This window comes from Paenibacillus sp. FSL R5-0749 (assembly GCF_038595085.1).
GTDB lineage: Bacteria > Bacillota > Bacilli > Paenibacillales > Paenibacillaceae > Paenibacillus.
Genome location: NZ_CP152005.1, coordinates 4,149,935 through 4,172,017 on the forward strand (window position 1 = coordinate 4,149,935; position 22,083 = coordinate 4,172,017).

26 protein-coding genes are annotated in these 22,083 nt (G+C 46.1%); 9 read left to right on the forward strand and 17 right to left on the reverse strand.

Annotated elements, in window-relative coordinates; all coding sequences use genetic code 11:
- Positions 1 to 121: 121 nt before the first annotated feature.
- On the reverse strand, positions 122 to 919 hold the full coding sequence (locus MKY85_RS18385; RefSeq protein WP_342570490.1) for a cupin domain-containing protein: 798 nt from the start codon (positions 917 to 919) through the stop codon (positions 122 to 124).
- Between the two features lie 151 nt (positions 920 to 1,070).
- Positions 1,071 to 2,120 carry a leucine-rich repeat domain-containing protein gene (locus MKY85_RS18390; RefSeq protein ID WP_342570491.1) on the reverse strand — a complete coding sequence of 350 codons (1,050 nt, stop codon included), beginning with the start codon at positions 2,118 to 2,120 and terminating at the stop codon, positions 1,071 to 1,073.
- Between the two features lie 108 nt (positions 2,121 to 2,228).
- Here MKY85_RS18390 and MKY85_RS18395 point away from each other — a divergent pair, with 108 nt between their 5' ends.
- Positions 2,229 to 2,546 (forward strand): hypothetical protein, encoded by a 318-nt coding sequence (locus MKY85_RS18395; RefSeq protein ID WP_339234942.1) that lies wholly within the window; start codon positions 2,229 to 2,231, stop codon positions 2,544 to 2,546.
- Positions 2,547 to 2,641: 95 nt separating this feature from the next.
- Here the strand turns inward: MKY85_RS18395 and MKY85_RS18400 are convergent, their stop codons facing one another.
- From MKY85_RS18400 to MKY85_RS18430, 7 genes are read right to left on the reverse strand one after another with little or no spacing between them, the layout of a single operon-like run.
- Positions 2,642 to 3,253: an SMI1/KNR4 family protein gene (locus tag MKY85_RS18400; RefSeq protein ID WP_339234945.1), complete on the reverse strand. Its 612-nt coding sequence runs from the start codon at positions 3,251 to 3,253 to the stop codon at positions 2,642 to 2,644.
- Positions 3,253 to 3,696, reverse strand: coding sequence for a hypothetical protein (locus MKY85_RS18405; protein WP_342570492.1), 444 nt, complete (start codon positions 3,694 to 3,696; stop codon positions 3,253 to 3,255). Before MKY85_RS18405 ends, MKY85_RS18400 begins: the two co-directional genes overlap by 1 nt.
- 32 nt (positions 3,697 to 3,728) lie before the next feature.
- A complete protein-coding gene (locus tag MKY85_RS18410) occupies positions 3,729 to 5,030 on the reverse strand; it encodes a hypothetical protein (protein ID WP_339234952.1) in 1,302 nt (433 codons plus the stop codon).
- Between the two features lie 20 nt (positions 5,031 to 5,050).
- Complete coding sequence (locus MKY85_RS18415) at positions 5,051 to 5,785, reverse strand: hypothetical protein (RefSeq protein ID WP_342570493.1); 735 nt, start codon at positions 5,783 to 5,785, stop codon at positions 5,051 to 5,053.
- A gap of 44 nt (positions 5,786 to 5,829) precedes the next feature.
- Positions 5,830 to 6,390, reverse strand: a complete 561-nt coding sequence (locus MKY85_RS18420; protein ID WP_342570494.1) for a hypothetical protein — start codon at positions 6,388 to 6,390, stop codon at positions 5,830 to 5,832.
- Entirely contained in the window at positions 6,387 to 7,037 is a 651-nt protein-coding gene (locus MKY85_RS18425) for a hypothetical protein (protein WP_339234959.1), read from the reverse strand. The genes MKY85_RS18420 and MKY85_RS18425 overlap by 4 nt, the downstream gene beginning before the upstream one ends.
- A 47-nt stretch (positions 7,038 to 7,084) precedes the next feature.
- Positions 7,085 to 7,693: a hypothetical protein gene (locus MKY85_RS18430; RefSeq protein WP_339234961.1), complete on the reverse strand. Its 609-nt coding sequence runs from the start codon at positions 7,691 to 7,693 to the stop codon at positions 7,085 to 7,087.
- A 279-nt stretch (positions 7,694 to 7,972) separates the two neighbouring features.
- On the opposite strand from MKY85_RS18430, the gene MKY85_RS18435 reads away from it, so the two are divergent.
- Both MKY85_RS18435 and MKY85_RS18440 read left to right on the forward strand, forming a co-directional pair.
- Positions 7,973 to 8,962 (forward strand): multicopper oxidase domain-containing protein, encoded by a 990-nt coding sequence (locus MKY85_RS18435; protein ID WP_342570495.1) that lies wholly within the window; start codon positions 7,973 to 7,975, stop codon positions 8,960 to 8,962.
- Positions 8,963 to 9,016: 54 nt separating this feature from the next.
- On the forward strand, positions 9,017 to 9,721 hold the full coding sequence (locus MKY85_RS18440; RefSeq protein ID WP_342570496.1) for a Crp/Fnr family transcriptional regulator: 705 nt from the start codon (positions 9,017 to 9,019) through the stop codon (positions 9,719 to 9,721).
- Positions 9,722 to 9,824: 103 nt separating this feature from the next.
- Here MKY85_RS18440 and MKY85_RS18445 read toward each other — a convergent pair whose 3' ends face one another.
- Positions 9,825 to 10,547: a ZIP family metal transporter gene (locus tag MKY85_RS18445; RefSeq protein ID WP_339234968.1), complete on the reverse strand. Its 723-nt coding sequence runs from the start codon at positions 10,545 to 10,547 to the stop codon at positions 9,825 to 9,827.
- 184 nt (positions 10,548 to 10,731) lie between these two features.
- On the opposite strand from MKY85_RS18445, the gene MKY85_RS18450 reads away from it, so the two are divergent.
- From MKY85_RS18450 to MKY85_RS18475, 6 genes are all read left to right on the forward strand, one after another.
- Complete coding sequence (locus MKY85_RS18450; RefSeq protein WP_339234970.1) at positions 10,732 to 11,433, forward strand: Crp/Fnr family transcriptional regulator; 702 nt, start codon at positions 10,732 to 10,734, stop codon at positions 11,431 to 11,433.
- A gap of 238 nt (positions 11,434 to 11,671) precedes the next feature.
- Positions 11,672 to 11,905: a DUF2249 domain-containing protein gene (locus MKY85_RS18455; RefSeq protein ID WP_339234973.1), complete on the forward strand. Its 234-nt coding sequence runs from the start codon at positions 11,672 to 11,674 to the stop codon at positions 11,903 to 11,905.
- 17 nt (positions 11,906 to 11,922) lie between these two features.
- A complete protein-coding gene (locus MKY85_RS18460; protein WP_342570497.1) occupies positions 11,923 to 12,297 on the forward strand; it encodes a hypothetical protein in 375 nt (124 codons plus the stop codon).
- On the forward strand, positions 12,284 to 12,889 hold the full coding sequence (locus MKY85_RS18465) for a DUF2249 domain-containing protein (protein WP_342570498.1): 606 nt from the start codon (positions 12,284 to 12,286) through the stop codon (positions 12,887 to 12,889). The genes MKY85_RS18460 and MKY85_RS18465 overlap by 14 nt, the downstream gene beginning before the upstream one ends.
- A gap of 13 nt (positions 12,890 to 12,902) precedes the next feature.
- The gene (locus tag MKY85_RS18470) at positions 12,903 to 14,135 is read left to right on the forward strand and encodes a hypothetical protein (protein WP_342570499.1); all 1,233 of its coding nucleotides are present in this window, start codon (positions 12,903 to 12,905) and stop codon (positions 14,133 to 14,135) included.
- 30 nt (positions 14,136 to 14,165) lie between these two features.
- Positions 14,166 to 14,465, forward strand: a complete 300-nt coding sequence (locus MKY85_RS18475; RefSeq protein WP_339234983.1) for a metal-sulfur cluster assembly factor — start codon at positions 14,166 to 14,168, stop codon at positions 14,463 to 14,465.
- Between the two features lie 267 nt (positions 14,466 to 14,732).
- Here the strand turns inward: MKY85_RS18475 and MKY85_RS18480 are convergent, their stop codons facing one another.
- From MKY85_RS18480 to MKY85_RS18510, 7 genes are all read right to left on the reverse strand, one after another.
- Complete coding sequence (locus MKY85_RS18480; RefSeq protein WP_339234985.1) at positions 14,733 to 15,074, reverse strand: cupin domain-containing protein; 342 nt, start codon at positions 15,072 to 15,074, stop codon at positions 14,733 to 14,735.
- 143 nt (positions 15,075 to 15,217) lie between these two features.
- Complete coding sequence (locus MKY85_RS18485) at positions 15,218 to 17,176, reverse strand: ABC transporter permease (RefSeq protein WP_339256053.1); 1,959 nt, start codon at positions 17,174 to 17,176, stop codon at positions 15,218 to 15,220.
- Entirely contained in the window at positions 17,151 to 17,921 is a 771-nt protein-coding gene (locus tag MKY85_RS18490) for an ABC transporter ATP-binding protein (protein ID WP_342570500.1), read from the reverse strand. Before MKY85_RS18490 ends, MKY85_RS18485 begins: the two co-directional genes overlap by 26 nt.
- A 193-nt stretch (positions 17,922 to 18,114) precedes the next feature.
- The gene (locus MKY85_RS18495; RefSeq protein ID WP_342570501.1) at positions 18,115 to 19,113 is read right to left on the reverse strand and encodes a sensor histidine kinase; all 999 of its coding nucleotides are present in this window, start codon (positions 19,111 to 19,113) and stop codon (positions 18,115 to 18,117) included.
- Positions 19,110 to 19,823: a response regulator transcription factor gene (locus MKY85_RS18500; RefSeq protein ID WP_342570502.1), complete on the reverse strand. Its 714-nt coding sequence runs from the start codon at positions 19,821 to 19,823 to the stop codon at positions 19,110 to 19,112. Before MKY85_RS18500 ends, MKY85_RS18495 begins: the two co-directional genes overlap by 4 nt.
- An 83-nt stretch (positions 19,824 to 19,906) precedes the next feature.
- The gene (locus MKY85_RS18505; RefSeq protein WP_342573419.1) at positions 19,907 to 20,881 is read right to left on the reverse strand and encodes a sugar kinase; all 975 of its coding nucleotides are present in this window, start codon (positions 20,879 to 20,881) and stop codon (positions 19,907 to 19,909) included.
- 71 nt (positions 20,882 to 20,952) lie between these two features.
- Positions 20,953 to 21,996 carry an SPFH domain-containing protein gene (locus MKY85_RS18510; protein WP_342570503.1) on the reverse strand — a complete coding sequence of 348 codons (1,044 nt, stop codon included), beginning with the start codon at positions 21,994 to 21,996 and terminating at the stop codon, positions 20,953 to 20,955.
- Positions 21,997 to 22,083 lie beyond the last annotated feature (87 nt).

The following is a 22,083-nucleotide window of genomic DNA, read 5'->3' on the forward strand; positions in this document are numbered from 1 at the left end:
CGCAAGTATGAAGACACCCTTTTTCAAGACAAAGAAACGTTCGCCAAGGAACGCTTCTTTGTCTATACCTTATTTAACTGAAGTACCTATGTGTACTATATAAACTTTGCTTAATAAACCGTCATCTTCCCTCTTGATTATTGGTATTCACAGGAAGCTCTCTATAATACGGACAACCCGGTTCGTGGATGATACGTGGATCGACCCAAGTACCCCAGTATGGAAGACGGTTTACGTAAGGTTGCATATTGGGCTGAGTATTTGGCGGCATGTTTGGTTGCATGTTGGGCTGAGCATTGGGCTGCATGTTTGGTTGTACATTAGGCATTACGTACGGCTGATGATTCACATTCGGAGCACTGTTAGAGATAGGGGCAGTGGACGTCATACAATCTGCCGGCGGGCCAATAATCACTGTTTTTTGAATGGGGGCCAGCGCTTCTTGAACTTTTTTCTCGTCCAGACAGTACGTATAAGCCAGAAGTTTGGCAGGTGTAAGTCGCAAGATGTCTGAACCAAATATCGCTTCAGGCACGGGTGCATCGAAGATCGCCAGTAAATGCGTATGATCTGCAGTAGCCACTTCATAATGCCACCAGCCTTGAGGTACATTCGCCACTTGCCCCGGAGTAATTGGGAAATGAAGCAACTCATTGGTGAACGGATTGATGAGGGACACAACGGCAGAACCGCTGATGCAATATACCAGTTCGGTCGCATTCTGATGAATATGTGGTTCAACCACATTGCCTGTGTTAAGGAAAATATCCAGTAAGGAAGTATTGCCCAGTGTGTTTAACTGGTTGATGGAGAGAGAGTTAATATAGTTGTCCTCATCCTTCTTGAATAACGGATTGTTGCTTAAATCGTAAGTAAATTGGGTGGTTGGTAAAGTATAATCCATGGTTGAGGTTGCCAAAATAAAACGCCTGCCCTTCGCTCTCGGTTTAGGTCATAACCTATATATCAGCTTATGCCCAGTGCCCAGAGACGTGAGCCCATTTCTGCCAAGTTTTTATCGCATAACAAATATCCCTGACTCAGATACACGGAGCAGGGATATTTGGCTATTATAATTCTTTTTCGTCGGAGATGTCCTCCCAACTGATCCCTAATGGAGTACTGTCCAGATTTACACTCTGAAGCCATGTCATCCGCTTGACTATGTCCGGCATTCCTTCGATTAAACTATTCGTTATACTCAGATACCGCAGTTTCTTCAACTGCTCCAGTTCGGGTGGGATTTCACGAATGCCAGAGTAACTTATATCCAGACTCACAAGTTCACTCAATTCGCCAATCTCGGCCGGAATATGTTTCAGACCCAGATCCGACTTCTCCTTCGGCTTCCACCCGGTAGGAACATGATAAGAACTACCGCAATAAATTCTAAGCTCTCGAAGTTGTTTCAATTTTCCAATGTCTTGGTGAATGCCTTCCAAATCCGCTGTCATGATCTCCAATTCTTCCAATGATGTCAGTTCAAAAAGGGCTGGAGGAAGCGTATATACATCCTGCTCAAAAATCGTCAAACGTTTCAAATGTGTCAATTCCCGAATTCGTTCCGGAATCTCTTTCAAGAAATGTGAACTAATATTCAGCACATCAGCCTGATGCATGATGGCATCGTCCAACAGTCGATGAATATCTCTCTGACGATCTAACTCGAAGAACAAGCCTGGAATACGCTCCATTAGCTCAATTGCTTCTTCTTGTGTAATGTGCATGCCATACATATGCTCATGAGCAACCGTGTAGAAGTAATCGCTCCCATCCTCTTTCAGAAAACAAAGATCATCCGGCAATGACGGATATAACCAGTCATGAAAGCGATTGGCTTCCTCCTTAAGGACCTGCCCGGAATCAGGCGTGCACCGATATATGTAATAGATGCCCTCTGAGTACATCGCGCCGCTTTGCATCATCATTTCTTCCATCGTACTCTTTTCAATCAGATACGGCTCAAGTCTTTGTAACACTTTGGCAACCCTCTCAGGTGTGTCTCCCTCAACATACTTTCGGTCAACCAACATAAAACGATCTGTCTTCTCGATCAATTCGTCAATCAACAGTTCATAGGCAGTTCCACTTGGATCGGTGTGAAAAGCTACAGCTACCATAGGTTCCTCCTCATGACTCTATATTGATTAATCTTCAATCTTCTGTATCACCTGCAACCATTGTGGCATAGGCTGATATCATCAATCCAGTTATTGGAGGCTTGTTACATGGCATACGGCCCTGGTTCAGTATCATCCCCGCAACCTGCGGGTTATCCTTACCCTTATTATCCACCACCACCGGCACCCTACCCTTACCCTTATCCCTATCCATACCCGCCCGTCGTTCCTGTTCCACTGCCATTTCCGATTGGTGGTCCTTGGTGGCATGGTGGCTATCCCGGCGGTGGTTACCCCGGTGGACACCCTGGTCATTTCCCAGGAGGTGGCTATCCCGGCGGACCTCACGGCGGTCCAGGTGGTCCAGGTGGACACGGAGGACCTCCAGGCGGAGGATTTCACGGACATCGTTTCTTTCAGTGGTAAACATGTGATTCATTCAAAGTCCAGGTTCAGATCAGATGAGAAGCTGCTTCAGCAGCTTCTTTATTCATCTAGAGCTATCCTCTAATCGTTTAGACTTAATATGTGATCTCATCCCTCACCTTCAGATTTCGGTTCGACATGCTGAGGAGATCTGTGAAGGTAGGGGTTAGATAATAGACAAAATCAGGATCATGCACGTACATAATAATCTGCCCATACGTCCCCTCTTCCGTTGGATCGAAATCGAGCATCAGATATAATGAACCTCCTGCGATCGTTGCAAATGGAATCCATGGTTTATGGAACAGGTATGGCTTGATCTCCGGGTCCAACTGACTGATCTCTTCCGCAGAATAATACTCTTCCAGCCTCTCATCCACTTCACAGAAATATTGTTTGGTCTCTCGAATCTCTTCCAATGACATCAGATAAAATGGCGTACAATGCCCAGCCTCAGCATCACCCGGGTACAGCACATGCAACCCGTAGCCACTGCCATCTTTGCCTTTGTAAAAAGCACGAAAATCAGCAGGCAATCTAATTCCATACTCCTTTTCGAACAAATCGAGACTTTCTTCGTATGCCCCATCCCGATGCTGATACTCTTCAAACAATTGGCGAATCTCTTGATCCTGTATTTTTTCATCAAGCAATCGATTCAGCTCGTCCATAAGTACGTTTAATGTTACATTCGACTCCGGTTTCACTAGGCCTCCCCTTTCTTAGCTACGCCATTCCCTTCTTGCACATATTGATGATATTCCCAGAATGCTTCTTCCTCTCCACCACCCTCGATCAGGATCATGACTGCGTAAGATAACAAATTAAGCCATTGTTCCATCAACACTACCTGCTCGTCCGAGATGAGATTGTTTCTGCGGAGCATGCCCTCGGGTTCAACAGCCCAGGCCCGTGCCATGTGAGTAATTCCCCATAGACAAGCCATGACTTCCCGATCCAGTGTAGGCCGCGCAAGTTCTGGTGCCAGAACCCGTAATATCTCCATCAATTCATGAAAATTCTCCTCAATCAAATGTCCGCGAAAGGGACGCAGACTGCCAGTAAAACCGTTCTGCATCTTGGGATGACTCAGATCATCATAGGAAAAAGCATGACATTTTAATAACATTACAGCCTCTTCACGTTCCATACATTCACCCCTAACCAGCTCATCATGCTACCTCACCAGCGCAGAGGTTCTTCTCCACGCCACAATACATACCGCTCTAACTCACGTAGTGTACCTGTGCCGATCCCATACTCGTCCATCTCGTTGGAATGAAGATTGAGCACATGCAACATGCCACCATAGGTACCTACTGCCAACTTGGACTGCTCAGGGGATACAGCCAGAGAATAGATCGTACTGCCCACAAAATGACGCCATACTTCCTCACCCTCGCCATTCACACAGTACAGGTAACCATATGCATCTCCAAGCACCATGCCCGCCTCTATTTCCACTGCCGCATACACACGTGCATTCTCATCCATGACTGGCCAGTCTTCCTTCGTTTCGTTACCTGGTATATCTTCCAGCGGAACCTGTATCGTGACCCCATTATAGAAATGACATGCGTTAAACCACACGCTCTGCTTAGCACTCATGAATGCGGCATAATGAGGGTAACTCGATTCCGGATAGAGGGAGTAAGTTTTGTTCACCTGACGGTCCATCACCATATGATTGCTCCCTTGGCTACCATAGGCAATCCATCGGCCATCCCGAGATACCGCTGCATGTCCCATATCTATCTGTGTATCCTCTAACTCATACTCTTCGATCTCTGCCAGATCGGGATGAAGCAAGGTCACCTCAGCTTGTGTGACCAGATATATCCCATATCGTGATTGTATGAGTAGTGCTCTGCCTGCATCCATAGGGATAAGTCCCTCAAGTGTCCGTTCGGGATGCTCACAGTCCGCAAGCGATTCGATCCGAGGAAAGGAAGACTGTATCCGGGCTTGAATATCCTCCCAACGATATGTTGCCAACTCCTGTCCTTCCAACCTGCGATCAGGCTGACGGATGACGCGAATCCCATCCGGTCCTGCAAGCGCATAGTCCAATCCGTCTGATGAACACCCTGCAAAAGTATACGAAGGAATCAACTGCCATCCGTGCTGATCCATCGTATAGACCTGACCCTTCTCCGTGAAGATACCCGTATTACATACACACGTTTCCTCATTCAGATAACCTACAACTTTGACCGCTTGCATGGAAGACTGAAAGGCCTCGCTCAATGGCCATGTTGCTGCGGGCAGCTCACGTCGGAGCACCTCCAAGTCACCGTGGAGATTGGCTTGTCTCACCATATGGAGCACTTTAGTACTCATTCCGCTTCTGGAGTCTCCCTCCAGCTCGGCTTCGTCTGGTTGCTCTCCCTCCATGCTTCTCCTTACAAATGCATTGACATCCCTTGCATAACGCTTGCCTTCATTGCGCCATTGTTCCGCGATGTCTTCCTTTAACCAACTCATCTGTTCCCCTCCACCCTAACCTATTCATATGCCGTGCAATGATGTGCTTGCAAAAACAGACTGATATCGTTATCTGTGGCCTCTTCAGTACCGCTTTTTTCTTCATAAAATAAGGCAACTTCTCTCCCCGTTGCATAGTTAAAACGTACGTATCCGCCCATTGACGCCATAAACAGCTTGCACATGTATTCATTCTCCAACACAGCGTCCCACTCGTATTCCGTTTTACACTTCTCCGCCAGAGCCTTCATTGAAATTCCCTGTTCCAGACCTGTAAAGTGGTAAAACGTATGTTTCCGCAGCTCATTCCACGGTTCATAGTATCGAGGCGTTATCGGTGTATCCTGATGGTAATACCCACAATAGATCCGATCCAGCGTTTTGCCAAATTCAGTCTCCGAGCATGTCCATAAGGTGATATTCTCATCATGACGCGGTAGCCATAACAGCCCTTCAACTTCCGGATGAACAGCAAGGAAATCTCCATCTACAGAACTACCGATGGTAATGCACTGCTCAAGTTGATGCTGACTTATAGGCGATTCATCCGTATGTATCCAAAAATCATATTCAACAAAAGGCTTCAACACTTCCGGGTCCGGTCTTTGCACATTCATCCAGCCCGTGTATGTGCCTTCCCCATATTGTTCAATCCAGTTACAGTATGACAAAGGTAGTGAGATGGCATGCTGTTGTTCAAAGTGATCCAGTTCCTCTGCTGGAACCGGCTTAAGTGCACGGGATACGATATACATTGTTTTGGCATCTCCCATCTCAATTTGGTTCATTCGTTACAGATCTAAGCCAGTTCTTCCTGTACAATGTCAGTCCAGACCCCTTTACGATTCAGAATACGAATGGCAAAGGCATCATATCCATCACGTTTGACCTGATCAAAATGCATGCGCTCTCCCGTAATCAGTTCATATGCACCATTTTCATCTACATCTTCGCCGAACTCTTCATCCCAAGGCACATTGTAGTAGGCCGTCAATTCCACTTCAAAGATGTCCTCTCCTTCAACATCCAGATAAGGGCGAAGAGGTCTGTCACGTAGTGTTTCTTCCGAATAGGTCTCACATAACATGGCATCATATCCGTGCTTGGCGGCATCAATGAGCAGATAACGTTCACCTGTGACGGTATGCTCCGCATATACAAGAAGCGGTGTCGAATCATGCCAGGTAATCAGATCATCTTCCGTCAAGTCACCATAATAAAAAATATGGAATTTATCATGACCATCACTCGTTAGAAGCTTGCCTTTCCACTCCACTTCCTCGGACTTAACGTCCTCTTCTTTTCTTGTCAAACCTTCCAGATATACAGGTCCGTGTTGTACACCATACTCATTCATCATCTCGCCTCCGATTTGTTCATTCGAATAGTAACTACTTTGTGCTCCTCATCCACCGTCAGTTTCACATCGATGTTTAGCTTGTCACGGAATAGCGCCGTAATATTGATATAAGGATCGCGAGCAGCTTCGCTGCCACTCCCACTGGTACGGCTCATTCCCTGATGAATTATGGACTTCACCAATTCGTTATCCGCTTTGCCAGTATTATCGTAGGTATAGACGATCTGCCCATCCTGATCATACAGATTTAAGACCGTTGAGAAGTCATTGGCATTCTCGTACTTTCTCTCTGTCTGCACGTAGTTATGGTCCGTATGTTCATAGTTCACAGTACCATCCAGATATGGATTGTCCCCACCGGGCTTCACTTCATACTCCCGATAGGCCAGATTAAACAGGTATTGGATATGACTCATATCAATCCGGTAATAAAACTGACGGTTATCCTCTTGTTTATCCATCGCTGCAAAACTGTTAATCAGCGGCCAGGCTGCATAGGACTTGCCATTCACATCAACCGCGAGAGCATAGTCAGATAAAACTGTCTGTTTTTGAAATACACCATAAGTCTGTAAAATAAAATAAGCTGGAATCATCAACATACCCAGAATGATTGCAAAAATAGTTAATTTCAATCGTAGTTTCATGTTTTACTCTCCCTTGCAGCGTTAACGCTTCATCTTCGCTTTCAGTCTCATCCAGTCTTGTGCTGAAGCTTCGACAGTGTACGAACAACCACATCCCTGTTCTTCGCATCCTTAATATAAGCTGGGATACTGTGTGAAGCTGTTTTTAAAGGCATATTTCCAGGTTTTTCACGCAGATCTGCGGAAATATATGCGATGAGATAATTTAAGTGCTCCCGATTCACTGCCCATATTATTTTTCCTCTGAACTCATCCAGGAAGTATAACTCCAACCCGAATACAGGATCTTTCCCTGCACGAATCTCGGAAAAACACCTGCCGTACATCGGCTTCGCATGTAATTCAACCTGATTAACAGAACCACAATGTGGACATTCCACATGCGATGATCGGTGGGACGTCTTCTTCTCGTCTGTGACCTCCACGTTAAACCAACGTTCACATACAGCACAATTCCCCTTGGCTCTATATTGATACACTGGTTCTTCAAGAGCTTGAGCGTAGCATTCAAAACACTTCCATCCCAGTTGATTGTTCCGTTGTTCTATAGATGCGTGCCCACCGCATTGGGGACATTTCACATCAACCTGCTCGCCCCGACGAAGTACCGCATAGAAACTGTACTTATACGCACCTTCATCTTCGAAACGTTTCATTCCGTATCCACCCTTCCTTCTGTAACTAAGATATACACAGCCTGAAAATACGTAACATTTACCAATCCATCTCTCTAAAATTATATGTAACTCCGTTCCTCAGCACAAGAATGGAAGCCAGATTGTTGAAAATGGCTCTAATAAGACATACCCAAGTGTGTGCCCCGTCACACCAGCTCCTGCCTCAATAACGTAATCTATAACTAAATAAATACTGGATTGAAAGTATACCTGCTTTTTATATTGTGAAAAACATCACTTAGCAAAGGTTGTGCACCTATGTTTTCCTTCATTAATGTATATAAATGGTCACTCCTATTCGCCATATTCACTGCAACTCTCTCTCACTGTAGTTCCACCGATACGATTAAACCTGTTCACAACGATGAAGTCTCCTCCTCTGCGGCCAGTCAACCCCCGGTGGACCCAATCATTCGTAGAGAAGGAACTACGGTATATATTGAAATGACGGCTCAGGTTACAGACATCGAAATCTCCGAGGGTGTGATCTACAACGCCTGGACATTTAATGGTACTGTTCCGGGACCCGTCCTGCGAGTGACCGAGGGGGATACCTTGGTGTTCACACTAAAAAATAAAGATTCCAGCTTGCCTCACTCCATGGATTTTCACGCGGTACATGCCGCTCCCAGCAGCAAATTTATAGATGTTATGCCAGGCGAGAAAGGAACGTTCACCTATCCAACCTCCTCGCCCGGTGTATTCATGTATCACTGTGGAACCAAACCAGTGCTGGCCCATATTGCGAACGGCATGTATGGCATGATTATTGTGGAGCCCAAGGCTGGATACCCTTCCGATCACTTGGTTGATCGTGAGTATACCCTGGTTCAAAGTGAATGGTATAAAGAGCATGATTACGAAGCTTTTTTGAACGAAGAACCTGAATATGTCGTATTTAACGGCAATGATTATGGATTGACCAAGCATCCCCTGCTAGCCAAAGTTGGCGATACCGTGCGGATCTATGTCAGCAATGCCGGGCCCAATGAAGTCTCATCCTTCCACGTTGTAGGTACAATTATGGACCGTGTATATACCGATGGGAATCCACGCAATATCCAGTATGGAATACAGACGGTTATGCTTCCTGCAAGTGGTGGAGCTGTCGTGGAGTTTACCGTGACCGAAGAAGGCGATTATGCGATCGTAACCCACCAGTTCAATCATGTAGCCAAAGGAGCTGCTGCTGTTCTGCGTGTGACCAAGGATGGTAAAGATCATGGTGGATTCGCCATGTCTCACTAAAGACATAACAATAGGTAATGGCTGTACCCATCCTGAACATTTCGAGGTGATTATATGATGATCTGTGCGCACGAAGCGAAGGATACCTGTTTCTCCAAAGTATCTCTGTTCCAGCATCTGGATGAATCCGAAGCTGCATTGCTGAGCTCCCTTCTGCATACCCGCCGATATAACAAAGGTGAGATGGTTGTCCAGGAGGGCGAACGCTCAGATACGCTTTATGTGATTCATCAGGGATGTGTAAAGTTATCCAAATATAATGAAAATGGCAAAGAACATATTATCCGGTTTCTGTTTCCTGGAGATTTCTTCGGACAAGATTCCCTGTTACACCAAAAACCACATGCCGCGAACGCCGAAGTTCTGGAGCCTTCAGCCATCTGCTCCATCGCCAAGCATGATTTTGACCGGTTACTTGAACATGATCCAAAGCTTGTTTATCATTTCCTGCTTGCCATTTCCAACCTTCTGCGTGAAACCGATGAATGGAACTGCTCGCTTAGTGCCATGACAACGGAACAGAAGATTGCCAAGCTGCTTCTGTTCTTCCACAACCGAAATCATGCAAGGCATGAGATCCGTTTGCCTGTCTTCAAAAAAGACATGGCTCTATTGCTTGGTATCACACCAGAGACGCTTAGTCGTAAACTCGCCATGATGCAAGCGCAGGGGCTTCTTCAGGTTACAGGGAACTGTATTCTTATTCTTCAATTGGAACAGCTCAGGGAAAGAATTGAACCGCCAGCGTTAAGCCAATGAACGTGGTAAGCAAGCTTGCAGGTGCGAGCAGTCTGTTTATGCCAAAAAGAGTATCCGTACAGAAGGGCTTCTGTTCGGATACTCTTTCGTATGGTCCAGTTATTCAGATATCCAACAACAGCGACACAAGCAGTCCCATGGATGCAATCAATCCCACTACTGGCCCGCCCTCTTCAAAGGCTTCCGGCATCATTGTTGAGCAGATCATGGCAATAATTCCGCCACCTGCAAATGCACCAATCGCTGCACCCATCTCTTTGGGAAGCTGCTCCAGAAACAGATAGCCCCCCAGTGCCGCAAGAGCAGAGATCAACAGGACACTCAGCCACATCAGCATGATTTTACCTCGACTGTACTTGCCCTGTAGCCCAACCGTACTGGACAGACCTTCAGGGATGTTGCTGACAAAGATCGATACCACCAGGACTACACTGACACCGTTGCCAGCTAGCAAGCTGGCTCCAAGCATGATGGATTCCGGGATCGCATCCATTACCGTTCCTGCAAAGATTCCAAGGCCGCTTTGATTGGAGTCTCCCGACTTTGCCGAACGTTTACGCCCTGCCCCTCCCTTTGCAGAGACGAGCAGGTCAAACAGCGTATACACAACAGCCCCCGCTGTAAATCCAATGGCTGTGGGTATAATACCTCCATCATTCAGCGCATCTCCGAGAAGTTCAAAGGTTGCAGCACCAATTAATGTTCCTGTTCCAAATGCCATGATCCAGCCAATGATTCGTTTGGGAATCTTCACAAACAATGCTGCGAGTGCGCCAATGACTACCGCTGAGGCAGAGATGCCGCCCCACATGAATGCAGTCCACATCCGGGTCGACCCCTCTCTTGTTCAATCATATTCTAGCTTCTATCATTCCATTAACCCTGGTTGAACAATCAAAAACAGTGATGTGGCTTTACGGTGATCTATATCACCTGATGTGTTTAAAAATCACGCTATGATAAAATGATGTCGTAGTTCAGAAATATGAGCACAGAGAGGAGAGATTCTCATGAGTAGGGTAAACAAAGATAACACAGCGGAGTTTCTGCAACAGTTCCCCATCTTCCAGGATCTTAGCCCCGAGGAATTAAAGCAAGTCGAAGACATCGCCATTTCCAGAAGCATTCAGAAGAAATCGGTTATTTTCAGCGAAGGAAGCGAAAAAGAAGCTGTTTTTTTCATACGTACCGGCATTGTAAAGGCCTACAAAACCGATGAGAACGGGCATGAACAGATCGTCTCTTTCCTCAAAACAGGAGATATGTTCCCACACACCGGTTTTTTTAACGCGCACCCCTACCCGGCTACTGCGGAAGCAATTACCCCTACCGAGCTACTTGCCATACCTGTGCGGCTTTTCGAACGATTAATGTTGAGTACACCCTCCATTGCGATCAAAATTATGCGTGTGCTCGGTGATAAAATACGAGAATTGCAGGATAAGTTACAGGTGCTCTCTGGTCAGGATGTGCGCAATCGTGTGCTTTCCTTCCTTCTCATGCTCGCAGAGCAGCACGGACACAAACATGAAGAACATATTGTCATCAATCTGCCCATGACCCATCAGGAGTTTGCCAATTCCATTGGTACAACCAGGGAAACAGCAAATCGGCTTTTGAACCAGCTTACAAAAGAGAATCTGCTCGAAGTAGATCGCAACCGGATTATCATTCATGATTTGCAAGCTTTGAAGCAGCAAAGGGATACTTGATCTCCCTGCACCCAGGCTACTTTGTTTTTGGCCCACACTCTAACAATAAAACTGTGTTTGCACAAAACGACCTTAGCGCCCGTAACCCACGTTAAGGTCTCTTTGCGTATGCAGAATCCCGTCATATAAGGCGAGACAATGACATTGCAAATATGTGAGCAGGCTCACACAGATCCCTCTTCACATTTCCTATAATCAAATTGCAACACCACACTATCCCTAATTGGAGGAATGACACATGAACACATACACAGCAACCATTAATGCCACGGAGTATGCACCGCATTTGAAACATAAAGTGATTTTCGAAACGTTTGATCAGTTGCGACCACAGGAATCCATGCTGCTCATTAACGATCACGATCCAAAGCCACTTCGATTCCAGTTCCAGTCCACACATCCGGATGGTTTCAACTGGGAATATATTGAGCAGGGCCCTACAACCTTCCAGGTCAAAATCAGCAAACTATAGATTGGAGCTGAACCGCGATGGCGCACGTTGAAATCATTGATGATACTACACTTCGCATCACGCTACGGCTGGAAGATGCCATAACCATGGTGAAGATGGCACAGCGTGAACAGGCCGAATATGCGCAAGAGATTATTACCATTTACGAAAAAATGCCGGTGTTCGAATATACTCATTTCTGTTTTTACGCCTATGACAGTGCAAGACTATTTGAACAGATGCTCAGCATAGACCCCAAATCTTATCTGTCCTTCTCCCTCAGTGCGCCGGATTCATTCTTCTATGCACTGTACGGTGGGATGGCCGGCCTGTATGAATCATCTCTACAGTTAGTACAGCAGACGGCTGGAACTGGAGCAGGATTGGATGTGAACGCACATGTATCCATCTGATGTTCATGTTGTTGAATTGGATGTGCGTCCTCATCTGAGTAACAAGGTGGAGCCGTTTCAGCTGATTATGGACACGGTCAAAGGCCTTCAGCGTGACGATGTGTTTGTACTGCACGCTCCATTCAAGCCAACACCTCTGCTCGGTATTCTCAAGCTGAAAGGATACTCCAGCACATCGGAACGAAAGGCTTCAGATCACTGGGTCACCACGTTTGTGCACAAAAAAAATAAAACCGGTGCAAAGGCAATTTCTGCAATGGTTTTATCTGGATCAGAAGTTAATTTAGAACCTGATTCAGATGAAGAATCAGCTTCATGCCATGGACATCCAGAGGAGCAACCTGCTGCATTTAAAAACCTAGAATCTCTACAGGCTCCCACCATTATACTGGACAATCGCGGATTGGAACCGCCACAACCCATGGTGAGAACACTCGCAGCTCTGGATCGTTGCAAGTCTGGGGAAGTCGTGCTGATCCACAATGACCGTGTACCTGTATTCCTGATTGAAGAGTTGAATAATCTCGGTTGCACCTACACGGTTGAAGATCAAACCGATGGCACAGCCAAAGTGAGAATTGAAAAAGGGTAAGGAGGCGAAAGCCATGTCCAGGTTGCCGTTTCTTTTTATCATCACGGGCATCTTTGGATTTGTAATGTATCATGTCTTCTCCCTGCTCTCGCTGACAGGCTGGCTTGGTGATGAACTCAGAGGACCCGAAGGCTGGTTTCATGCTCATTTGTTTGTGCTTGGATGGGCAACGATGCTGGCTATGGGTGCGATATATCAGTTGATACATGTTATTTTGCAATCCAATATCTATAGTCTGTTTCTCGGTTATTGTCATTATTTCTTGTTCAGTATCGGTATCTTGGGCATGTTATATGGCTTCATTCATGCTGATGTCATCTGGATTGCCGGTTCTGCTGCACTCGCGCTCTCTGGCATTCTGTTGTTCGGATGGAATATGGCTATTACCCTCTTCCGAGCTTCACAATGGAATCCGGTAACGATCAGCGCAGCTTGTTCCTGTCTTTATCTGGTTCTTACCGGGTTGTCCGGTATGCTGATGGGTCTGAATTTTGCCTTTGGTGATTGGAATGGCTTGCATGAACGCTTGTTCGGCGCACACATCTGGATGGGTACACTCGGCTGGTTTGGCATGTTAATTACCGGTTTTAGTTACAAAATGCTGCCCATGTTCTACCTGTCCCACAATTATTCCATTCGATTACAGAAAGTGGTCCTAGTTCTGTGGAACGCAGCGGTAATCACAGGCGTTGTTGCATTTCTCACTGGGCTCAAGGGAGGTTGGCTCTGGTTCGCGCTACTTCTCCTTACCGCAGCCTTACTCGTCTATGTGTATCACTTGGAGCAAATTCAGGAGAAACGACACAAAAGCAACCCAGGTCCAGGCATTCGCTGGTCTGTGTATGTAAGCCGTGCATTTGCCGCATATGCTGTCGCCCTACTGATCTATTCCGCACAAGGGACTGAACTGCTGCTCCATCCACGTGTTGTTCTGTTGTCTGGATGGATATATCTCGGGGGCTGGGTGTCTCTCACCATACTAGGCTATGCCTCCAAAATCGTGCCTTTTCTGTGGTGGACCCACAAATATGGCAAGCAGGCAGGCAGACCCGGAACACCGCTGATGGCAGGTATGCTGAGTGAACGGTATGTCAATTGGGGTATGCTCGCCATGGTGGCTGGAAGCCTGCTGCTTGTCAGTGGAATTCTGATTAATCTGGCGGAGGTCATGATGGTTGGTGGAACGATTTTGTCTCTTGTCTCCATCGTTTATATCGCAAATATTGCTTTGGTATTCAGACGTTAAAATTATGAAATCGATCGGAGCGTGGAAAAGGTGGAACAAACGACGCATTTACTCGAATGTCTCAAGGAAGTGTATGACCCTGAATTAGGTGTCAATATCGTTGACTTGGGTCTGGTGTATGAAGTAAGAGAAGAACCTGAACGAGTACATGTGCGGATGACACTGACTACACCAGGTTGTCCGCTGCACGATACCATCGTTGGTGCGGTGAAGTGGGTTTTGCAGGAAAATACGGGCAAGACTGATATTGATGTTCAAGTCGTGTGGGAGCCACAGTGGTCTCCACAGCGGATGTCGAATGAAGCCAAGGAAATGCTGGGATACTTCTAGGCCGAATGACGATAGACCGGATGAATGAACAAGTTGCTGACGGAATATGAAAAAGCATACCTGATATCTGATGTTCTCTCAGACCCAGGTATGCTTTTTGTTTTGCGAAGGATTGACTTGCACTGGATCGTCTCCTACGAAATGGCCTTGTCGGACACATGCAGTGATTTTTGGATAAAAAAATAAATAAGGAAACTCCAGAATAGAGTTCCCCCTTATATTCGTGCCGATCAGTGAATCATTGTATCTATTCCATGATTTTGGATCTTAGATGTCCTTTGCATACGATGCTGCTGGCACTTTATTTAACACCACGAACAAACGAACTTCCTGTTCTCCTGTATTACGGAATGCGAACTCTACCTCGCCGCCGCAATGGATTACATCCTCTTGATTCACCACTTGTTCTTCACCATCCAGAATAAGTGTGCCTGTGCCTTCGACCACCAGCAGAATAACGTCTGTGCCCGGATGTTGATGGACGGGAAGCTCTTGTCCTGGCAGAAAATGAAGGACAAAGGTCACTCCCCCACCCTGTTGGAATAATACCCGTTTCGTAAAACGATCCTCGCTGAATGTTTTGACTTCTTGCAATGACGTAATACTCATGATTAATCTTCCTCCTCGATAATATAATCTGTGAATACATTCATCTTATCGCAAGAAAGCCCGCATTTCCTTGATCTGAATCAAGGAATGCAGGCAATGAACAAATCATGGTCGATCCTTACGACCCTTTGTTTTTAAGATGGTTACACCATCATTTTGCGCAGAGAAGCGATATATCTCGAACGTATAACGATGAAATAAAACGTCTGTGCAAGTACAAAGGCACCAAATACAGTCAACACCGGCATCGTATAATTGGTAATACCGAATTCAGTAAGAAATGGCTTAACCACGACCAACGTTTCAATGATAGCTACCCCGATCGGTAAAAAGAACAGAATAGCAATCTGAACGGTGGATGATCGTTTCATCTCCTGGAAACTGAGACCCATTTTCGAAAGAGAATGCACCATCTTTCCATCCGCTTCAAGATCGGTATGCAGTCTGAAATACAGAAAGCTTGCGGAAGAGATGGAGAAGATCAATCCGATAAATATGCCCAAGAAGGTAAATAGTGCTGTCCCCTGTCTGAATCTTTCAAAATCACCGTACCGTGTACTCAGATATCCGGAGTAATTCTCATCCGAAGCATTATCGCTTCGAATGGTATCTGCGGACGAAAGTAACTGATCGCTAACCATGGCTTCCGAGGAGTGCCGGTCAGGTACTGCATGACCCCAGGCAGGAATCTGATACAGAACTTTGCCAGATAACCTATTTTCATGGACCTGTTGTGTGATCTCTTCAAACTTCTCATCCGGGAGGACAACTACACCTGTTGAATAGATTAAGGTTGCAAACCTTGGCTCCACATCTGTAGCTGTAACTCTTGCTTGCATTGGGCCAGCTTCTAGATTCAAGGTCAATGTGTCTCCTTCCGAAAAATTGCGAAACCTGTTGCGATCGATCTGAGCCTGATCCTTCTCATTCCGGGAATCTACGAACAATGCTGAATTTGAATCCAATTGGAATGTCTCTTTTCCTAGAATTGTATTGAATCGGTTGTAGTGACTAAGTGGCATAACCGAGACAGCACTCTGATCCGCATCCGACCAGAAGTACTCCAGATACATTTGCTGATAATCCAAGCCTGCGGCTTCAAGTGCTGAATTAATAGCGCTCATATCCATTTGATCCGTAGGTGTGTACACATTGTACTGGATTGCAAAATCGTTATTGGTAAATTGCTCCCGGTTCTCTTGATCCAGTGACAAAATCACAACTGCACTCATCGAAGCAATCGCAATGACCACGGTCACCATAAAGAGCATGCGAGCATTATCCTTCATTTTGTAACTCATCTCTGAGATCCATAACAGACGAGTACCATGCCATACCGTTTTACGATTACGCTTTAATACCCGTATAATGAGCACGGAAAGTTGTGAGTAGAAAAAATACGTCCCCGCGATGCCTGTTACTGCTGCGAGTAAGATCGTACCGCCGCTCAATTTACTGCGGAGTACTACAAATCCGATTGTAAGTAATGTCAGGCCCAGAAGTGAGAAGAACCACGAAGCTTTGGGTTCTTTTTTAGGTTTGCTGGTCCCTGTCAAAAGCTCTAACGTCCGTTTGTTTCCGATAAATATCAATGTGAAAAGTGAAATGCAGAAAAATAATAACAGAAATGCCCCGATGGTAATCAGAATCGCTTTCACCGGAAAATAGAAGGGCAGATCATCCATCCCGATAAAACGAGTGGTTAACATCAGGAACAGCTTCGACAACAACATGCCTCCGCCGATACCCGCAATAATGGAAAGACAGCCGATCAACATATTTTCCAATATAATTAATTTCCGAATCTGTCCAGGCTCCGCACCAAGTATGGTTAGAATGCCAAACTCCTTGTTCCGTGATTTGAGAAAAGCACTGATGGAATACATGACAAAGAAAAATGCAAACACATATACAATGATCGAAGCCACCTGCATCCCCATAGCAGTTGTGTCACCCATCGGCAACTCTGTCACATACGGATGATAGATGAACACTGCATAAGCGAAGAAAATCATGACCATAAACACACTGCTTAGAAAAAAAGCAATATACGCTCGCCCATTACGGCGAATGTTATTAAACGCGAACTGAGGAAAGCTCATGTGAATTCCCTCCCCAGAAGGATAACGTATCAATGATCCGCTGGAAGAACGTCTGCCGATTATCTCCGCGGTGTACCTCCGCTGCCAGTTTCCCGTCCTTGATAAATACGATTCGATTGCAATAACTTGCTGCAAGGGGATCGTGTGTCACCAGCATAATGGTCGTTTTCTCATGCTGATTAATCTGTTCAAGCGACTCCATGACAGCCTGAGATGAAGTAGAATCCAATGCGCCCGTAGGTTCATCCGCCAATACAATTGAAGGCATATTGATCATGGATCTCGCAATGGCTGTGCGCTGTCGCTGACCGCCCGAGATTTCGTACACTCGTTTGTCCAGAATATGATCAATCCCAAGCTTGGTTGTAATGCGTTGTAGTCTACTCTCCATCTCCTTCAGTTTGACCTTGTCCAGTGTCAATGGAAGTACAATATTCTCGGCAACCGTCAGCGTGTCCAACAGATTGAAATCCTGAAAGACAAACCCGAGTTCCCGACGCCGGAACATGGCAAGTTCTTTCTTTTTCATATCAAACGGGTTCATGCCATTAATCAGCACCTTGCCTGAGCTGGGTTCATCAATGGTTGAGACCATGTTTAACAATGTGGTTTTGCCACTGCCGGACGGGCCCATAATGCCCACAAACTCACCTTGCTTGATTGTCAGATGAATATCACTAAGGGCTTGAGTCTGCACTTTGCCCTGATATACCTTGCTTAGTGCTGATACTTGTAACATTTCCATGTGTATTCCCCTCCGAATCTATTACTCTTTATATGTTAATCCTATTCTTATCCTAACTGACCTTCCGTAACGGTGCTATCGAATTACCTTAAACTTTCCTTACAGTACGTTTAAGGTTCTGTTCCCCTGCCTCCATAACTTTGGTGTCTATATAAAAAAAACACCTCACCCACGGCTGTGGGCAAAGCGCTCTTTACTGCGGAACTTTCGTATGAACCCAGCTGAATCTAACCAATGTTCCCTTATTCAGCTCTGAAAATAACTCTACCCGGTTATCCAGGCGTGCACTAATCTCACGAACCAGATATAATCCCATTCCCGTAGATTCATGGTATTGCCTGCCGCGTTCACCTGTAAAATAGGGATTGAACACACGATGAATATCCTCGGACGAGATGCCGATTCCCTCATCCTGAATATCCAGGATTGTACGCTCTTCCTGTTTATAGCCGGTAATGATCACTTTTTTGCCTGATTTGCTATCGGAATAGTTCACCGCATTGGTCAGGATCTGGGTGAACATGAACCGCAGCCACTTGGAATCACTATAGATCTTAAGATCTTCCTCCATGCGGATATCCGGCTTAATACCTCTGCGTATAAACAAACGTCGGTTCTCTGCAATGCTGCTCCGAAGTACCTCTTGCAGAGACAGCAGCTCCACACGAAAATCTCCTTCGAACTGTTCAAGCCGGGATGAATGTAAGACCATTTCAAGTCCTTTACGCATTTTATCCAGCTCATCCTGAATGCTGCCAGCCGTCTCATCTTCCACGTCTTCCAAGGTCAGTTGGATAATAGACAACGGTGTCTTCATCTGATGAACCCAGCGATTCATAAATACCACCTGCTGTTCCTTGCTAGTACGTAACTGACCCATCTCGTTCTGCCGATTACGCTCCAGTTCGTGTAACAATTCCTGGATAGCCTCAGCCACAACCGAATTTCCAAGGGTCTGAAAAGACTCGTTTACCCATTTACGTGGTTGTTGAAGTAGATGATAATACGCTTGTAGCTGGAAGTAACGTACGACCAGATAGACCAGTAACACAACGGTACTAATCAGCATGCCATAGAGGATAATTTTCATCGGACGATCTTCACCAGAGAGCCAATATACACACGGAACAAGCAGCATCTGCAGCACATAAAATCCAACTAACATCTGGTGGTCTTTCAGAAAAAGTTTCATTTCCCTTGTCCTTGTGCAGAAGCGCCCAGATCCAACACGCGATAACCCGCTCCGCGAACCGTCTCCAAAATCTCTTCTGCTCCCAGTTCCTTCAACTTCCGACGTACACGTGTAATATAGACATTCAACGTATTATCATCAATAAAATGCTGATCTTCCCACATCTGTTCTAGCAATTTTTCCCGGCTGACCACTCGACCTGCCTTCACCATCAGCGCTTGCACCAGTATCGCTTCCTTCTGAGTCAGTTCTGTAGAGCGTTCATCATATTCCAATACGAATCGCTCAGGATAGAGAATCATGGGACCGTTATTCACTTTCACTTCCTGCTGCACAGCAGCGTAAGAACCATAGGCTCTGCGCAGCTGACTGCGGACTTTAGCAAGCACAACTTCATATTGAAAAGGTTTTGTAATATAATCATCCGCTCCATGTTCCAATGCCATAATCTGATCCATGCCGCTATCCCGAGCAGATATGAATAAAATGGGACATATGGAATGTGTACGTATCTGTCTGCACCAATAGTAGCCATCATATTGAGGCAAGTTCACATCCATCAGCACAAGATCCGGTTCCATCTTCACGAACTCATCCAATACATGACGAAAATCACCGGTGACCTGTACCTGGAATCCATTTCGGTTCAGATAAGCCGCCAGCAATCCTGCAAGCTTGGCATCATCTTCAACCAACAATATCGATTGCATCGTTAACCCTCTTTCCGTTTCCTGACGTCAATGTATCACATCTAGTTACCCATTTTAGTTGGAAACGGCTTGGAAATAAAGGGTCAGACTATGAGACGCCCCCTTCTCTCTGCCAAACCAATGATAGCCTCCACCCCTGAGTTGAACTCAAGAAAGTCCTGCTCAACCCCATCGCTGAAAATAACTCCGTCCTCCGGCATCTGGGATACAATGTGCAATGGTTGCTTCGAATGGATCTGTCCAAACACCAGGTTGGCCGCAGTCGTTCGGCTTGGAAAAGGTTCACGTACTGAGAAATACAAGTACGGCGCATCCCAGTTAAAATGATTCAGCTCCTGCCTGCTTCCATGAATGGATGAGGATGCTACAGCAACCTCATCTTCCGAATTCATGTTCTGCCACGCCGCCGATCCTACAATTCCAGTGGCCCCGGCCAGCACACTTTTGAACCAACCTGTCGATCCCATGCCTGTAGATACAATGATACCGCTGGAGGATTGTTGTTCTACGGATGTACCCAAACGCACTTCATAACGTGCCGATACATGTGTCTTCCGACCAATGAACAGATCGTTGACACCATATAGATACTGTCCATCATTGAGTTCCACTTTGGCGAGAGTGACTTCTTTCAAAGTCCGTTGCTTTCGAATGACATCAGGAACAATGAAGCTTAGATCCTCCACAGTAAAAGGTAATAACACCCCGTCCCACCGCATCGGGTCCGGGTTCACGCCAATGAGCGGCTGCTCGGTTACGTATTTGAGGGTATTGGCTACAAGCCCATCCTGTCCAACCACAACCACAATATCCTGCTCTCCAAAAATAAAGTTCGGCACATGTTCCCGATCAATGGTCTGTACACGACCCAATTGCCCCAGTTGCTGCTGCGCCTGCTGCACAGATAACCGATAACGACGGTCTTCCTCCATATAATCACTGAAGTCGGCGCCCAGACGTTCAATATAAAACTGAGCTTGCTGCACCGTATTATATCGAACTACCAACTCTTCCAGTCGGGTCCGACGCTTAACGAGAATGAGCTTGTGCTCGCTCATTCGATCGTCCGGCGCAGCCTGATGACGTACTGATCTCCCTGCTTGCTCTGTCTGCTCTCTTCTTCCTAATCTCATCGCCCTCTACCTCCCTGATCTCTGCCCGGCGCGGGAGACATCAACCCCTGCAACAGATCCGGCGAGATATTAAGCTGTCCGATCTTGCCTGCATTTTCAGCCAGTTCCTGGAATGCAAGTGCGATCAGCTTATCGGAATTCATACCCATGTTTGCCATCGCTTGTAGTACACTCGGCTGTACATGTTGCAACGAATTCATCACGGCAGCGATCTCATACGCTTTGGCATCGGCTTCCGCATTGTGATTGGCAATGGTTAACTCAATTAACTGCTGCTTGCGTTCCTCCATCGCTGTATTGAACTGAAGCTGCTCCTGCTCCATCTCGTTTTGTTTCTGTTTCACCGAGCGTTCTGCATGCAGTTGGGTCTCACGAATTTGCTGTTTCTTTGTCTCCACGGCAATTTCGGTGTTCAGTTCGTTCTCCTTCACTCGTCTCTCCTGTTCAATCGATGCATTGCGACGCACATACAGCGCTTCATCAGCCTGACGCAAAATCTCTTCCCGCGCTTGTGCTTCCAATGCACGCATCGTCTCTTTATTGGGCAGAATGGCCAAGATGGATAGACTCATCAGCTCAACGCCCAGTTTCTCCAACTCTTCACTCTGCACAACTTCGCGTTTCATGCTGCTTGCCAGCCGTTCACTGGATTGAATGGCCTCCTTCAACGGCATTTTCTCCAGATATTTCTTAGTTAGTACTTTCGCTGTGGTGATTACCCGTTGATCCAGTTTGCCGGGGTCGTCGGAAATATACCGATTCTTGCGCAAATTGTACGTGTAATTCAGGCTCTGTGTTATTTTCAAATAATCTACAATGCGATAGCTCAGTTGTCCCTGCACTGTAACGGTCTGATAGTCCGCCGTAATCTCTTCGAACATGAATGGTACATCCACCGAGGACACGGGCAGCACCACTACCGATGTGGTCGGCTCATAATAATAGAAGGACAATCCCACGCCTTGACGTTGTACCTTACCATTTTTCACCTTCATGACATATTCACTGGGTTGAAACTTCGCAAATCGGAATCCAAACATGGCTCATTCCTCATTTCTTAATATTGTCGTTTTGATATTATCGAAATGATAACAAATGAATTTGATATTGTCAATACGACATTAACA

Excerpts from the sequence above, each read along its gene's own strand:
- MKY85_RS18390 (WP_342570491.1), bottom strand. The coding sequence starts at position 2,120 with ATGGTAGCTGTAGCTTTTCACACCGATCCAAGTGGAACTGCCTATGAA.
- MKY85_RS18395 (WP_339234942.1), top strand. The coding sequence starts at position 2,229 with ATGGCATACGGCCCTGGTTCAGTATCATCCCCGCAACCTGCGGGTTAT.
- MKY85_RS18405 (WP_342570492.1), bottom strand. The coding sequence starts at position 3,696 with ATGGAACGTGAAGAGGCTGTAATGTTATTAAAATGTCATGCTTTTTCC.
- MKY85_RS18410 (WP_339234952.1), bottom strand. The coding sequence starts at position 5,030 with ATGAGTTGGTTAAAGGAAGACATCGCGGAACAATGGCGCAATGAAGGC.
- MKY85_RS18415 (WP_342570493.1), bottom strand. The coding sequence starts at position 5,785 with ATGTATATCGTATCCCGTGCACTTAAGCCGGTTCCAGCAGAGGAACTG.
- MKY85_RS18420 (WP_342570494.1), bottom strand. The coding sequence starts at position 6,390 with ATGATGAATGAGTATGGTGTACAACACGGACCTGTATATCTGGAAGGT.
- MKY85_RS18425 (WP_339234959.1), bottom strand. The coding sequence starts at position 7,037 with ATGAAACTACGATTGAAATTAACTATTTTTGCAATCATTCTGGGTATG.
- MKY85_RS18430 (WP_339234961.1), bottom strand. The coding sequence starts at position 7,693 with ATGAAACGTTTCGAAGATGAAGGTGCGTATAAGTACAGTTTCTATGCG.
- MKY85_RS18435 (WP_342570495.1), top strand. The coding sequence starts at position 7,973 with ATGTTTTCCTTCATTAATGTATATAAATGGTCACTCCTATTCGCCATA.
- MKY85_RS18440 (WP_342570496.1), top strand. The coding sequence starts at position 9,017 with ATGATGATCTGTGCGCACGAAGCGAAGGATACCTGTTTCTCCAAAGTA.
- MKY85_RS18445 (WP_339234968.1), bottom strand. The coding sequence starts at position 10,547 with ATGTGGACTGCATTCATGTGGGGCGGCATCTCTGCCTCAGCGGTAGTC.
- MKY85_RS18450 (WP_339234970.1), top strand. The coding sequence starts at position 10,732 with ATGAGTAGGGTAAACAAAGATAACACAGCGGAGTTTCTGCAACAGTTC.
- MKY85_RS18455 (WP_339234973.1), top strand. The coding sequence starts at position 11,672 with ATGAACACATACACAGCAACCATTAATGCCACGGAGTATGCACCGCAT.
- MKY85_RS18460 (WP_342570497.1), top strand. The coding sequence starts at position 11,923 with ATGGCGCACGTTGAAATCATTGATGATACTACACTTCGCATCACGCTA.
- MKY85_RS18465 (WP_342570498.1), top strand. The coding sequence starts at position 12,284 with ATGTATCCATCTGATGTTCATGTTGTTGAATTGGATGTGCGTCCTCAT.
- MKY85_RS18470 (WP_342570499.1), top strand. The coding sequence starts at position 12,903 with ATGTCCAGGTTGCCGTTTCTTTTTATCATCACGGGCATCTTTGGATTT.
- MKY85_RS18480 (WP_339234985.1), bottom strand. The coding sequence starts at position 15,074 with ATGAGTATTACGTCATTGCAAGAAGTCAAAACATTCAGCGAGGATCGT.
- MKY85_RS18485 (WP_339256053.1), bottom strand. The coding sequence starts at position 17,176 with ATGAGCTTTCCTCAGTTCGCGTTTAATAACATTCGCCGTAATGGGCGA.
- MKY85_RS18490 (WP_342570500.1), bottom strand. The coding sequence starts at position 17,921 with ATGGAAATGTTACAAGTATCAGCACTAAGCAAGGTATATCAGGGCAAA.
- MKY85_RS18495 (WP_342570501.1), bottom strand. The coding sequence starts at position 19,113 with ATGAAACTTTTTCTGAAAGACCACCAGATGTTAGTTGGATTTTATGTG.
- MKY85_RS18500 (WP_342570502.1), bottom strand. The coding sequence starts at position 19,823 with ATGCAATCGATATTGTTGGTTGAAGATGATGCCAAGCTTGCAGGATTG.
- MKY85_RS18505 (WP_342573419.1), bottom strand. The coding sequence starts at position 20,881 with ATGAGCGAGCACAAGCTCATTCTCGTTAAGCGTCGGACCCGACTGGAA.
- MKY85_RS18510 (WP_342570503.1), bottom strand. The coding sequence starts at position 21,996 with ATGTTTGGATTCCGATTTGCGAAGTTTCAACCCAGTGAATATGTCATG.